Here is a 12,196-nt window from a genome sequence, read left to right on the forward strand (position 1 = left end):
GTGGCCACCCTCGACAACGACGCCCCCGAGATCTTCCGCCGGACCGCGGAGTTCGTCGCCCGCCACGGCGGGGTGCTCGACGAGCGCGCGGAGAGGGCCTCCTGATGCCCGAGCCAGACCCGGACCGGCGCCAGCCGGCCGACTTCGACCGGGTCTTCGCCGAGATGACCGCCAACTGGCGCAGCGACGACCCGGACGCCGACGAGCCCTCCGGTGGCACCGGACCGGGCGGAGCCCCTGACGCCGAGGCGGACCTGACGCGGGCGCGGGACGCCGACGCGGACACCTTCGGGCGCGGTGCCGACGCGGATCCCTCCCCGGCGCGGGCTGCCGACGCAGAACCTTCCCCGGCGCGCGCCTCGGACGCGTGGGCCGACGACCACCCGCTCTTCCGCCAGCCCGTCGAGCCCGAGCCCGAGGAGGTCGAGGAGGAGGACCCGGGGCACTTCGACAAGCCCGAGGTCACCCCGATCCCGTGGAGCTCGCTGTCCACGGTGAGTCTGGTGGGCGGTGCCCTCATCGCCTTCACCGTCGCCGTGCTGCTGCTGGTCCTGCTCGGCTCCCGGTTCCCGACCGGCGTCGGCTACGCCGCCGTGGGCTCCTTCGTGGTCGGGTTCCTGCTGCTGATGACCCGGCTGCGGCGCGACTCCGACCCCGAGGGCGGCGCCAGGCTCTAGCCGGCCCCCTGCCCACGTGCCGGTCGCTGCGCGCGGCTGCGCTCGGCGGCCTCGCCCACCACCGACAGCCGGGTGGCCAGCGGGCGCCGGCGGGTGCGCCGGTGCCGCCAGCGGCGCCGCGGCCAGAAGCCCTCGCCGCGACCGGGCGGCTGCTCGATGGACTGCCGCGCCAGGTCGGCGGCCCCGATCAGCCCGGCCGCGCTGCCCAGCTCGGCCAGCGCCAGGGTGGCGGACGGCCGGAAGCCGCGGCCGGTGAGGGTGCGGTCGAAGGCCCGTTGCGCGGGGTCGAGCAGCAGCGCACCGTTCTCGCTGACACCACCGCCGACCACGAACAGGTCCGGGTCGAAGGCGGCGGCCAGGTTCGCCAGCCCCAGCCCGAGCCAGTGGCCGACGTCGCTGATCAGCTCCACGCACATCGGGTCGCCGGCCATGGCGGCGGCGCTGACGTCGAGCCCGGTGATCCGGTCGGGCGATCCGACCGCGGCGAGCAGCGCGTGCGCCTGCGGCGAGCGGGCCTCGGCCAGCTGGCGGGCGTCACGCTCCAGCGCGTTGCCCGAGGAGTACTGCTCCCAGCAGCCGCGGTTCCCGCACGGGCACCAGTGGCCGCCGGGGACGACGCCCATGTGGCCGAACTCCCCCGCCATCCCGTACCGGCCGCGGAACAGCTCGCCGTTGAGCACCACCGCGCCGCCGATGCCGGTGCCCAGGGTGATGCAGATCATCACCGAGGACTCCCGGCCGGCGCCGAAGCGGTACTCCGCCCAGGCGGCGGCGTTGGCGTCGTTGTCCACCACCAGCGGGAGGTCCAGCCGCTCGCCCAGCCGGTCGCGGATGGGCTCGTTGCGCCAGGCGAGGTGCGGCGAGAAGCGCACCGTCGCCTGGTCGGTGTCGACCCAGCCCGCGGCCCCGATGCCGACGGCCACGACCTCGTGGCGGCGACGCAGCCGGCGCACCACCTCCACCACCGCGTCCTCGACCGCCGTGGGCGAGTGCGAGGGGGTGGGCTGCTGCACCCGCTCCAGGATCGCGCCCTGCTCGTCCACCACCCCGGCGGCCACCTTGGTGCCGCCGATGTCCACCCCGATGGTCAGCACCGCGTCAGCTCCCGCTCTTCGAGGCGACCCGTCGTCCCAGGCCCTTCAGGGCGCCGTCGACGATGGTCTTCTCGGCCTTGCGCCGCAGCATGCCCAGCAGCGGCAGGGTCAGGTCGACGCTGAGGCTGTAGGTGACCTCGGTCCCCGCACCGCGCGGCCGCAGCTGGTACGAGCCGTCCATGGCCGTCAGCTTCTCGCCCTCGACCAGGTGCCAGCTCACCTCGTCCTCGGCCCAGCTGTAGCGCACGGTGTAGCTCTCGGAGATGAGCGGGTGCCGCAGGCTCATCCGGACCAGGTCGGGGCGCCCGTCGGCGGAGGTGGTGAGCACCTCGACCGCCGCCATCGAGTCGACCCACTCCGGGTAGGCCGTCAGGTCGGCGATCACCGCCATCACCTGCTCGGGCGGCGCCTCGATCACGGCGCTCGCACGGGTCCGTTCGGCCATCGCGCTCTCCTCGCAGCTGGGGTGGCGCGAGCCTATCGGTCCTGCGGCAGCTGGTCGGCGAGGCCCCGGAGGGCGGCCTGCCAGCGCCGCAGGTGGGCCTGCAGCAGCAGCCGCTGGTGGCGCCGCTGCAGCCAGCCGGCACGCCGGGGTCTGCGGCGGCCGTCGCCGGTGGGCGTCGCAGCCAGCCAGAAGTGGACGTGCACGCCGGGCGGGACCTCGACCCGTTCGAGCCACCACTCCACCCGGCCGACGAGGACCCCGCTGACCACGGCCCGCACGCCCTCCTCGCCGCGGTCGTCCCAGGGGTGCAGCACGAGGTCGGGGGCCCAGCGCGCGAGGTGCTCCGGGCTCGCCAAGGCGGGGGCCAGGCCGGCGGCCGCACCCGGCACGAAGGTCTCGGCCTCCACCGTGACCAGCGGTGGCAGCTGGGCGCCCCTGGTTGGTCGAGGCGGGGTCGGTTCCGGCGGGGTCGGTCGGGGGCGGGTCACAGGTCGAGGGCGGCACGGAGCACGGTGCCGACGTGATCGGTGGAGAAGCGGTGCCGGACGTGCTCCCTGCCCCGGCCGCCCATCTCGGCCCGCCGCACCGGGTCGCCCAGCAGGGCGGTCATCGCGGCGGCCCACGCCTTCGGCCGGGTGGGGTCGAGGACGTGCCCGCTGATCCCGTCCAGCACGGTCTCCGGGGCTCCGCCCGAGCGACCGACCAGCACCGGCAGACCGCTCGCCGCCGCCTCGGCGAAGACGACCCCCAGCCCTTCCGGGCTCAGCCCCGCGAAGCGCGTCCGCACCGGCAGGGCGAAGACGTCGGCGCTGCGCATCAGCTCCGGCACGCGCTCGTGCGGCACCGCCCCCAGCCACCGCGGAGCAGCCTCGCCGCGTCCCAGCTCCCGCTCCGCCCGCGCCTGCCAGGAGGCCCGCCGGGGCCCGTCCCCGGCCAGCAGCAGCCGGGGCGCGACGTCCCCGGACCAGCCGTCGAGCACCTGGCGCCAGGCCCGCAGCAGCACGTCGACGCCCTTGCGCGGGGTCATCCGGGCCACCGCCAGCACCGTGGGTGCGGAGGGACCCGGCCGGGGCGCGGGCGCGGGCGTGAACCGCCCGGTCGCCACCGGCGGTGGCAGCCGCACCATCCGTCCCGCCACCCGTGGGCCCACGGCGGCCGCGATCGGTCCCCGGGTCGCCTCGGAGACGTAGCCCAGGTGGTCGACGGCCTCGCCCACCCGCCGCAGCGCCCGACGGGTCCCGGGCACCCGCGACCACCACACCTCGTGCCCGTGGGTGAGGGCCACCAGCCGTCGGGCGCCGGCTCGCCGCAGCGCAGGGGCCAGCAGCCCCAGCGGGGCCGCAGCGCCGAACAGCACCCGTCGGGCGCCGGTGCTGCGCAGCAGCTCGACCGCGGCCCGGGTGGTCGCGGGCGTGGGCAGCAGGGTGGCCGTGGGGAGCCGGTGCACCGGGTGCGGCGGGTGCACCTCGTGCTGGCGCGGGTGCGAGGAGGTGAGCACCACCACGTCGTGCCCGAGCAGCTCCGCGGCGGTCGAGACGAAGGTCTCGATGCCGCCGAGCCGGGGCGGGTAGTCGTTGGTCACCACCAGCGTGGTGCGCTCGCTCATCCGGCTCCCCCGTCCCCGGACCGCAGCGAGGCCACGTCCCGACCGGCGGCCAGGTCGGCGAGCGCACCCTGGACGGCCGCGGCCAGCTCCTCCTCGGACCAGCCGGCGGCGCGGAGCCGCTGCTCCACCGGAGCGCCGCGGGCGGTCTGGGCGACCAGGTCGAGCAGGCCCACCGGCCCCAGCCGGTCCTGCAGCAGCCGCACCGCCACCCAGCAGCGCAGGTAGGCCGCGCCCGGCTCGGCGGCCAGCTGCTCCTCGTCGGGCAGCCCGCTCAGCCGCGCGGCGTCGTCCGCCTGCTCGGCGGTGACCGGGGCGAGGTCGGGCTGCGCCTCGCGCGCCACCGACTCGGCCAGACCCTCGACCAGCCAGCGCGGCGAGCGGCTGGCCGGGGAGGCGGTGCGGACGTGGACGAGCTCGTGGGTGAGCAGGAAGCGCCAGGCCGGACCGGTCAGGTTCGCGGCCGGGTCGACCACCACCGGCAGGGCTCCCGCCGGGTCGGCGACGGTCACGGCGGCCCGCCCGGCGAGGTCGCCACCCAGCACCCGTCCGGCCACCACGGAGGTGGAGGGCACCTGCACGACGACGGCCGGCGGCGGCCCCTCCGGGCGCGCGGCGTCGAGGTCGGCCGCGGCCACGGCGGCGACCGCCTGCTCCGTCCGCCGCCGCCAGGCGTCGGCGTCCACGCCGGCGCCGGTCAGCAGGCTGGTCTCCCCCACCCGCTGCACGGTGACCGGCTCGAGCCACCAGTGCGGGACGGCGGCGTCTGGGCGGGCCGGTCCGTCGACCGTCCCGGCCAGCCGGGGACGGCCGTCCTCGACCAGCCAGGTCAGCCAGACGGTGCCCTGCAGCCGCTCGTCGGGGCGGGGCCGGCCGGCGGTGCTCCAGGTCGCGCGGGCCCGGACCACGACGGCGGGCTGGCCGAGGACCTCCGCCCGGCCGGGTCGCAGCTCCGCACGCTCCGTCGCGAGCTCGACCTCGACCCGTCCCAGCTGCTCCAGGTTGGCGAACAGCTCGTCGGCGGTGGCGGCGAAGCCCGGGTCGGCGGTGCTCAGCTCGGCGTCGAAGCCGGCCCGGTCGCCGGCGACCGCCGCCGCGACCCAGCGGTCCAGCGCCTGCTGGGCCGCAGCCTGGTCCCAGCTCGCTGCCGGGTCCTCGGCGGGTGGGGCGCAGCCGAGCAGCAGCGGGAGCAGCAGGGCCAGCAGGCGACGCAGCCCCCGCCCGGCGGACCGGGAGGGGGCTGGCGTCGAGACGGCGCGGCGCGACGGGGGCGCCGGCTGGTGCGGCTCAGCCGACGCGGCGGGCACCGGCGATGGGCATCGAGTCGACCGGGGCGTACCCGATCGGCTTGCCGGGCCGGGAGGCGTGCACGATCTGGCCGCCGCCCACGTAGATGGCCACGTGCGAGATGCCGCCGTAGTAGAAGACGAGGTCACCGGGCTGCAGCGAGCCGATCGAGACCGACTGGCCGGAGCCGAACTGCTGCTGGGAGGTGCGCGGCAGGCTCACCCCGGCGGCGCGCCAGGCGGCGCCGGTCAGGCCGGAGCAGTCGTAGGCGCCGGGGCCGGTGGCGCCGTAGCCGTAGGGCTTGCCGATCTGGGCCTTGGCGAAGGCCACCGCGTCGGCGGCGCGGCCGGAGCCGGTGCTGACCGCGGCGCTCGCAGCGGCGTCCTCGGACGCCCCGTCGTCCTGGCCACGCTGCTCGTCGTCGCCGGTCCGCTCCTCGCGGGCGGCCGGCTCGGCGTCGGCGGCCTCCTCCGCCGCGGCGGCGGCGGCGCGCTCGGCCTCCCGCTCCTCGGCGGCCAGACGCTCCCGCTCCTCCTCGCTGAGGCGGTCGAGGACCGCCTGGGCCTCGGCGAGCTTCTCCTGCGAGCGCTTGCGGGCGTCGGCCATCTCGGCCTCGGAGGTGCCGATCTGGGCCACCTCGGCCTGGGTCGCGCGCTCGAGGTCGACCAGGTTCGCCTGCTCGGTCTGGAACTGCTGCAGGCTGGTGTTCTGGGTGTCGTTGACCTTCTCGACCGTGGCGAACTGGCTCATGAAGCCGTCGGAGTCGGCCGACATCAGCAGCCGGGTGGTCGGGTCGAGGTGACGGCCCTGGTACTGGGCGAGGGCGATGCGGCTGATCTGCCCGCGCATCTGCTCGACCTTCTCGCGCTGGTCGGCCAGGTCGGCCTGCTTGGCCGCCAGCCGGTCACGCGCCTTGGTGAGCCGGTCCTGCGCGGCGGCGTAGTCCTGGTCGATCGCGGCGGCCTCCATGCCGAGCGCCTCCACCCGCTCGCGGGCCTCGTCGATCGGGTCGGCCGAGGCCGGTCCCACGACGAACCCCAGCGCCAGGGCGGCGACGGCGGTGACGGCGGCGGCCCGCGAGGCCAGGCGAGCGCACGAGATCACGCAGACTCCTTCTTCTCGACTGCTGCAGCTGAGCCGGCTCGCCCACGAGCCGCGGCGACCCACGCGGACGTGGGACGCTCCCCCGGGCCGGCGTGGTCTGCCGGCACGGCACGGTCTGCCGGCTCCAGACCCAGCGCGTGCCCGGGTGACGATGCACACGTCAGGGCCCAGGGCACGGGGGTCACGCTATGCCAGCGGCGGTCCGGATACCAAATGGTTGCTGAGGGTTCTCAGGACGTGTCGTGTGACCTGGCTCACACCGCTCAGCCCGACGCCTGCCGCCCGTGCGCGACCCCCGGCCCGGCCCCGGGTGGGGCGAGCCGTAGCGGTGGGAGCAGCCCGTGGCCGGCCAGCGCCGTCAGGGCGCGGCGCTCGTCGTCGTCGAGCACCATCGGCGCCTCGTCCGGGTGCCCCATCAGCACGCTGATGACGCACCCGTCGCAGGCGGGTCCGCGGACGGCGCAGGTGTCGCAGTCGATGGTCAAGGAGTCCATGGCCACACCCTGACCGGGGCCACTGACAGTTCCGCGGGGCGCCGGCCCGGGGGTCGCGTCGCGCCGGTCCGGCCGGCCGGCGCCGGAGGAACTGTCAGCCCCGCTTCCTAGCGTCTGCCCCATGCCCAGCACCACCGCCGCCAGCCAGCCCTCGTTCGAGGAGCTCGGCACCCCGTTGCCCGACGTCACCTTCGTGGTGGTCGACCTGGAGACGACCGGGAGCACGGCGGAGTCCTCGATCACCGAGGTGGGGGCGGTCCGGGTCCGGGGCGGCGTGGTGGAGGGCGAGCTGCAGACGCTGGTCCGGCCCGCCGAGCCCATCCCGCCGCTGGTCGCCGTGCTGACCGGCATCACCAACGCCATGGTCGCCGACGCGCCCCGGCTGGCCGAGGTGCTGCCCAGCTTCCTGGAGTTCGCCCGGGGTGCCGTGCTGGTGGCCCACAACGCCAGCTTCGACGTCGGTTTCCTGAAGCGTGCCTGTGAGCAGCTGGGCTACCCCTGGCCGGCCCCGCGGGTCCTCGACACGGTCGCCCTGGCCCGCCAGATCCTGCTGCGCGACGAGGTGCCCAACTGCCGCCTCGCCACGCTCGCCCAGCACTTCCGCAGCACGACCACCCCCAACCACCGGGCCCTCAGCGACGCCCGCGCCACCGTCGACGTGCTGCACGGCCTGCTCGAGCGGGTCGGCAACCTGGGGGTGCACACCCTGGAGGACCTCGTCGAGTTCGGGCACCGGGTCTCCCCGCAGCGGCGCGCCAAGCGGGTCTGGGCCCAGGACCTGCCCACCGGCCCCGGGGTCTACCTGTTCCACACCGACACCCCCACCCCCGCCGGCAGCGCCCCCCGGCCGCTGCGCGAGGGGCGCGAGGTCCTCTACGTGGGCACCTCCCGCCACCTGCGGACCCGGGTGCGCAGCTACTTCACCGCCTCCGAGAAGCGCCCGCGGATGGAGGAGATGATCCGGGTCTCCAGCGGGGTGGAGGCGATCCCCTGCAGCACGGCGCTCGAGGCCGAGGTGCTGGAGCTGCGGCTGATCGCCGCCCACCGGCCGCGGTACAACCGCCGCTCCAAGCAGCCCGAGCGCCAGCTGTGGGTCAAGGTCACCGAGGAGCCGTTCCCGCGGCTGTCGGTGGTCCGCCAGCAGCTGGCCGACCGGGCCACCTACCTGGGGCCCTTCCGGCGCCGGGCCGACGCCGAGGAGGCCGTCCTCTCGCTGCAGGACGCCCACCCGGTGCGCCGGTGCAGCGACCGCATCCGGCTGGCCCAGGACGGCACCGCCTGCGCCCTGGCCGAGATGGGCCGCTGCTGCTCCCCCTGCGACGGCCGGGTCGACCGCGACGGGTACGCCCAGGTGGTCTCCCAGGTGCGACGCAGCATGGCCAGCGACGTGCGGCCGGTGCTCGACGCCGGCGGCCGGCGGCTGCTGCGGCTGACCCGCGAGCAGCGCTACGAGGAGGCGGCCCAGGTCCGCAACCGGCTGCTGCAGCTGGCCCGGGCGGTGCGCCGCCAGCAGCGGATCGAGAGCCTGGCCCGCTGCCGCCAGGTGGTGGCGGCCCGGCTGGTCGAGGACGGCTGGGAGATCCACGTGCTGCGTTGGGGCCGGCTGGCCGGCGCCGCCCTGGCCCGGCCCGGCGAGGTCCCGCAGGCGGTGGCCCGGGCTGCGGTGGCCACGGCCGAGACGGTGCTGGCCCCCGGGCCCGGGGAGTCGGCGGCGCTGACCGAGGAGGTCGAGCGGATCGCCAGCTGGATGGAGCAGCCGGGGGTCCGCCTGATCGAGATGGACGGCGACTGGAGCTGGCCGCTGCACGCGGTCGCCGAGGTGCGGGTGCCGGGGCTGCCCGCCGAGCCCCTCCCGCTGTGAGCCGCGCGGCCGGCGCGGCGGGAGGTGCACCCGGAGCGCGCGGCGGGGCGGCACTACCATCAGGGGCCATGATCACCGCGATTGTGTTCGTGCAGGCCGAGGTGGCCCAGATCCCCGAGGTCGCGGAGGAGATCGCCTCGCTGCCCGGCATCACCGAGGTGTACTCCGTCACCGGCTCGATCGACCTGATCGCGGTGCTGCGGGTACGCACCCACGAGGAGGTCGCCACCGTGGTGGCCGACCAGCTCAACAAGGTGCCCGGCATCCTGGACACCGAGACGCACATCGCCTTCCGGGCCTACTCCAGCCACGACCTGGAGGCCGCCTTCTCCCTGGGCGCCGACTGACCGTGGCCGCCGAGCACCCGGCCCCCGCCACGGGGGCACCGCCCCTGCCGCGCGCCGCCCGGATCGGGCTCGCCCTGCTGGTCGCGGTCACCGTGGTGGTGTGCGCACTGGCCGGCTGGCTGGTGTCCGACCCAGCCCTGCCGGCCATCCCGCTGCCCGCGCGTCCGGCGGGCTGACCGCGCCCTAGAGGGCGCCCGCGCCCATCCTGCCGGCGACCAGCAGGGCGCCGACCAGGGTCAGGCCCAGCAGTCCGAGGACCTGGCGCCGGGTGCGCCCCTCGCGCGGCCCGCGGGAGAGCACCACACCGGTGCCGGCCCCGAACGCCGCCCCGCCGAGGATCCCCAGCAGCTGCCCGGCCACGGCACCCGGACCGGAGATGCCACCCAGCAGCAGGTTGAAGGCCACCAGGATGGCCAGGAAGATCAGCTCGGGGCGGACGTCCTCACCACGCCGGACCTTGAGCACCGCGTTCATCGCCAGCAGGCCCAGCACGGCGGTGAACCCGCCCCCGAGACCCGCGTAGGCGGGGCCCAGGGCGAAGAGCACACAGGCCGAGCCGAACCCGGAGAGCAGGTAGGTGGCGATGATCCGCCACCGCCCCACCTCGGCCTCGATGCTGCGGCAGATGAGGAACAGGAACAGGGCGTTGATGACCAGGTGGAGCAGCGAGCCCGACGTGAACGAGTGCGTGACCAGCCGCCACACCTCTCCTCGCGCCACCAGGGCGTTGACCGACACCAGCAGCGACTCCACGCCGCTGAACAGGTCGGCCAGCCCCACCACCACCTTGATCCCGACCAGGACCGCCGCGGCCGAGTAGGCCGCCAGCGGACCCGAGCCCAGACCCAGCGGCGCCCCGGTCCGGGTCCGGGCCGTCCGCGCCCCCGGGTCCCGCCGTCCGCACTGGGGGCACTGGAAGCCGACGGAGGCCTCCACCATGCACTCCCCGCAGATCGGCCGGCCGCAGCGCTGGCAGCCGATCCCCGTCGCCCGGTCGGGGTGGCGGTAGCAGGGACGGAAGGTCGGTTCGGGCGCGGCGGCCGGGCCTGGCTGACTCACCAGCGGGTCAGGAGAGCTCGACCGACTCGATCACCACGGGCTCGACCGGACGGTCCTGCCGTCCGGTGCGCACGCTGGCGATGGCGTCGACGACGTCGCGGCTGGGCTGGTCGGCCACCTCGCCGAAGATGGTGTGGCGCCGGTTCAGGTGCGGGGTCGGGCCCACGGTGATGAAGAACTGCGAGCCGTTGGTGCCCGGGCCCGCGTTGGCCATGGCCAGCAGGTAGGGCTTGGAGAAGCTGAGCTCGGGGTGGAACTCGTCGGCGAAGGTGTAGCCGGGGCCGCCGGTGCCGGTACCCAGCGGGCAGCCGCCCTGGATCATGAAGCCGTCGATGACCCGGTGGAAGGTCAGGCCGTCGTAGAACCGACCGGTGGTGAGCTCACCCGACTGCGGGTCGCGGTACTCCTGGGTGCCACCGGCCAGACCGGTGAAGTTGGCGACGGTCTTGGGTGCCTGCTCCGGGAAGAGGGTCAGCACGATGTCGCCGTGGTTGGTGTGCAGGGTCGCGGTCTGGGCCACGGGTCGCCTTTCGGTGCAGGTGCGCCGGCGGGTGGGCCGGCCTGGGACGGGCCCATCCTGTCACGCCCGGACCAGCGCCCGGAGCCCTCGGAGGGGCCCGGCGGGGTGACCAGTCAGCCCGGTAGTCTGGCCGGACTCCAGCGTGGAGTGAAGGACAGACCCATCGGAGGAAACGTGTCACGCAAGAAGGACAAGGTCTTGCGAGCCGCCGCAGAGACATCTCACACGGCCGCAGAACGTGGAGCCGAGGCCGTCGAGAAGGCCGTGGAGGCCGTCACCGACTACGTCGAGTCGCTGGCGCCGTACGTGGAGAAGGCGGGTCACGCCGTGGGCCCGCTGGCCCAGTCCGCCCGCACCCGCAGCGCCGCCGCGGCGGCCACGGCGGTGGAGGCCCTGGGGCCGAAGCTGAACGACGCCTTCGAGAGGGTGTCCCCCGCGGTGGAGGTGGCTCAGAAGAAGGTGCAGGACGACCTGCTCCCCCGGCTGACCGAGGTGCTCGAGCGCGCCGCGGAGTCGGACGTGGCCGTGGCCGCGACCAAGCGGGGTGCCGCCACCGTGGCCGCCCTGAAGGGCGAGCTCGAGCTGCCGGAGCCCAAGAAGAAGAAGGGCAGGGGACGTCTGCTCCGCCGCCTGGCGCTGCTGGCCGCCCTGGCCGGTGTCGGCTACGTGGCCTTCAAGAAGTTCTTCGGCCCGAAGGACTCCGGCTGGGAGACCTACCAGCCCAGCGCCCCGTACGCGGGCTCGACCACGACCACCGCGACCGCCGCTCCCAGCCCGGAGGCCGCCGCCACGGCCGCGGACGCCACCGCCGCCACCGCCGCTGCCGCCACCGAGCCCGCGACGGGCGAGACCGAGGCCGAGAGCGTCGACCGCATCGACCCTCCGGGTGGTGACCAGGGCTCGAAGTACGGGCCGGGTTCCTACGTGGGTGACGAGCCGCCGGCCGGTTACACGGTCAAGGGCAACGAGCGCTCGATGAAGTACCACACCGCCGACAGCGGCGGGTACGAGCGCACCATCGCCGACGTCTGGTTCGACAGCGAGGCCTCCGCCGAGGCCGCCGGCTTCAGCAAGGCCCAGCGCTGAGCTGACCTCCTCGAAGGGCCCCCGGGACGACCCGGGGGCCCTTCGTCGTCCCCGTCCGTCGCACGGAGCTGGGACCCCGACTCATGCCGGCCCCTCCGGAACGGCTTTCTCCTCGTGGAGAACAGCCACACCGAGGAGGAGCCATGTCCCTGACCGCCGTCGACGCCCGCGCCGAGCGGGAGCCCGCGCACGGGTGGGTGCTCGCCGCCCCCTTCCGCGCCCACCTGCGGCACGTGGCCTCGGCCACCGGGCTGCCCTGGCGGGCGCTGGCCCTGGCGGCGGGGGTGGAGCCCGCCCTGGTCCGGGCGCTGCTGCACGGGCGGGCCGGTCGACCGCTGAAGCGGCTGCACCCGGAGTCGGCGGCGCGGCTGCTCCGGCTCGGCACCGACACAGCCGCGCAGCTGTCGCAGCAGGTGGCCGCCGGCCCGGTGCACGCGCTGCTGCGCGACCTGGTCGCGGAGGGCGCCGGCGAGGCCGAGCTGGCCGCCTGGCTGCAGCTGCCGCGGGCGCAGGTGCGCGCCCTGGCCGACGGCTCAGCCACCTCCTGCACCGCCCGGACGGCATTGTTGGCCTCGGCGCTGAGCAGCGCCCGCGGCGTCGACGCCGTGGCCGCCTGAGC

The 12,196-nt window shown here is 75.8% G+C and carries 15 protein-coding genes and 1 pseudogene; 7 read left to right on the forward strand and 9 right to left on the reverse strand.

The features are described from left to right. Both GC722_RS19515 and GC722_RS15115 read left to right on the forward strand, forming a co-directional pair. Positions 1–95: pseudogene (locus GC722_RS19515) on the forward strand (hypothetical protein); the annotation flags it as partial. Between the two features lie 9 nt (positions 96–104). Then, positions 105–677 carry a hypothetical protein gene (locus GC722_RS15115; protein WP_156611506.1) on the forward strand — a complete coding sequence of 191 codons (573 nt, stop codon included), beginning with the start codon at positions 105–107 and terminating at the stop codon, positions 675–677. Here GC722_RS15115 and GC722_RS15120 read toward each other — a convergent pair. The 7 genes from GC722_RS15120 to GC722_RS17880 all read right to left on the reverse strand — a co-directional run bounded on the left by GC722_RS15120 (position 674) and on the right by GC722_RS17880 (position 6,704). Then, positions 674–1,771, reverse strand: coding sequence for an ROK family glucokinase (locus GC722_RS15120; protein WP_331714917.1), 1,098 nt, complete (start codon positions 1,769–1,771; stop codon positions 674–676). The genes GC722_RS15115 and GC722_RS15120 overlap by 4 nt on opposite strands. 4 nt (positions 1,772–1,775) lie before the next feature. After that, complete coding sequence (locus GC722_RS15125; RefSeq protein WP_156611508.1) at positions 1,776–2,216, reverse strand: SRPBCC family protein; 441 nt, start codon at positions 2,214–2,216, stop codon at positions 1,776–1,778. A 32-nt stretch (positions 2,217–2,248) separates the two neighbouring features. After that, positions 2,249–2,623 carry a polyketide cyclase / dehydrase and lipid transport gene (locus tag GC722_RS15130; RefSeq protein ID WP_156611510.1) on the reverse strand — a complete coding sequence of 125 codons (375 nt, stop codon included), beginning with the start codon at positions 2,621–2,623 and terminating at the stop codon, positions 2,249–2,251. 77 nt (positions 2,624–2,700) lie between these two features. After that, the gene (locus GC722_RS15135; protein ID WP_156611512.1) at positions 2,701–3,822 is read right to left on the reverse strand and encodes a glycosyltransferase family 4 protein; all 1,122 of its coding nucleotides are present in this window, start codon (positions 3,820–3,822) and stop codon (positions 2,701–2,703) included. Further along, positions 3,819–5,126, reverse strand: a complete 1,308-nt coding sequence (locus GC722_RS15140; protein WP_156611514.1) for a hypothetical protein — start codon at positions 5,124–5,126, stop codon at positions 3,819–3,821. Before GC722_RS15140 ends, GC722_RS15135 begins: the two co-directional genes overlap by 4 nt. Beyond that, a complete protein-coding gene (locus GC722_RS19365; RefSeq protein ID WP_156611516.1) occupies positions 5,107–6,210 on the reverse strand; it encodes a C40 family peptidase in 1,104 nt (367 codons plus the stop codon). Before GC722_RS19365 ends, GC722_RS15140 begins: the two co-directional genes overlap by 20 nt. A 263-nt stretch (positions 6,211–6,473) precedes the next feature. Next, positions 6,474–6,704, reverse strand: coding sequence for a hypothetical protein (locus GC722_RS17880; RefSeq protein WP_231747891.1), 231 nt, complete (start codon positions 6,702–6,704; stop codon positions 6,474–6,476). A gap of 121 nt (positions 6,705–6,825) precedes the next feature. Here GC722_RS17880 and GC722_RS15155 point away from each other — a divergent pair, with 121 nt between their 5' ends. The 3 genes from GC722_RS15155 to GC722_RS15165 all read left to right on the forward strand — a co-directional run bounded on the left by GC722_RS15155 (position 6,826) and on the right by GC722_RS15165 (position 9,088). Continuing rightward, entirely contained in the window at positions 6,826–8,565 is a 1,740-nt protein-coding gene (locus GC722_RS15155) for a DEDD exonuclease domain-containing protein (RefSeq protein WP_156611518.1), read from the forward strand. 68 nt (positions 8,566–8,633) lie between these two features. Continuing rightward, complete coding sequence (locus GC722_RS15160; RefSeq protein WP_156611520.1) at positions 8,634–8,912, forward strand: Lrp/AsnC family transcriptional regulator; 279 nt, start codon at positions 8,634–8,636, stop codon at positions 8,910–8,912. A 2-nt stretch (positions 8,913–8,914) separates the two neighbouring features. Then, positions 8,915–9,088, forward strand: a complete 174-nt coding sequence (locus GC722_RS15165; RefSeq protein ID WP_156611522.1) for a hypothetical protein — start codon at positions 8,915–8,917, stop codon at positions 9,086–9,088. Between the two features lie 7 nt (positions 9,089–9,095). Here GC722_RS15165 and GC722_RS15170 read toward each other — a convergent pair whose 3' ends face one another. Both GC722_RS15170 and GC722_RS15175 read right to left on the reverse strand, forming a co-directional pair. Further along, on the reverse strand, positions 9,096–9,971 hold the full coding sequence (locus GC722_RS15170) for a rhomboid family intramembrane serine protease (RefSeq protein ID WP_156611523.1): 876 nt from the start codon (positions 9,969–9,971) through the stop codon (positions 9,096–9,098). A 7-nt stretch (positions 9,972–9,978) separates the two neighbouring features. Next, positions 9,979–10,491 (reverse strand): peptidylprolyl isomerase, encoded by a 513-nt coding sequence (locus GC722_RS15175; RefSeq protein WP_331714918.1) that lies wholly within the window; start codon positions 10,489–10,491, stop codon positions 9,979–9,981. A gap of 264 nt (positions 10,492–10,755) precedes the next feature. On the opposite strand from GC722_RS15175, the gene GC722_RS15180 reads away from it, so the two are divergent. Then, the gene (locus GC722_RS15180; protein ID WP_156611525.1) at positions 10,756–11,577 is read left to right on the forward strand and encodes a sunset domain-containing protein; all 822 of its coding nucleotides are present in this window, start codon (positions 10,756–10,758) and stop codon (positions 11,575–11,577) included. Between the two features lie 143 nt (positions 11,578–11,720). Beyond that, positions 11,721–12,194, forward strand: coding sequence for a hypothetical protein (locus tag GC722_RS15185; protein WP_156611527.1), 474 nt, complete (start codon positions 11,721–11,723; stop codon positions 12,192–12,194). Positions 12,195–12,196: the final 2 nt, after the last annotated feature.

This window comes from Auraticoccus cholistanensis (genome assembly GCF_009742705.1).
Classification (GTDB): domain Bacteria; phylum Actinomycetota; class Actinomycetes; order Propionibacteriales; family Propionibacteriaceae; genus Auraticoccus; species Auraticoccus cholistanensis.

What these genes read in the sequence shown, in the direction of transcription:
- GC722_RS15115 (WP_156611506.1), top strand. Translation starts at nt 105, where the DNA reads ATGCCCGAGCCAGACCCGGACCGGCGCCAGCCGGCCGACTTCGACCGG.
- GC722_RS15125 (WP_156611508.1), bottom strand. Translation starts at nt 2,216, where the DNA reads ATGGCCGAACGGACCCGTGCGAGCGCCGTGATCGAGGCGCCGCCCGAG.
- GC722_RS15135 (WP_156611512.1), bottom strand. Translation starts at nt 3,822, where the DNA reads ATGAGCGAGCGCACCACGCTGGTGGTGACCAACGACTACCCGCCCCGG.
- GC722_RS17880 (WP_231747891.1), bottom strand. Translation starts at nt 6,704, where the DNA reads ATGGACTCCTTGACCATCGACTGCGACACCTGCGCCGTCCGCGGACCC.
- GC722_RS15155 (WP_156611518.1), top strand. Translation starts at nt 6,826, where the DNA reads ATGCCCAGCACCACCGCCGCCAGCCAGCCCTCGTTCGAGGAGCTCGGC.
- GC722_RS15160 (WP_156611520.1), top strand. Translation starts at nt 8,634, where the DNA reads ATGATCACCGCGATTGTGTTCGTGCAGGCCGAGGTGGCCCAGATCCCC.
- GC722_RS15185 (WP_156611527.1), top strand. Translation starts at nt 11,721, where the DNA reads ATGTCCCTGACCGCCGTCGACGCCCGCGCCGAGCGGGAGCCCGCGCAC.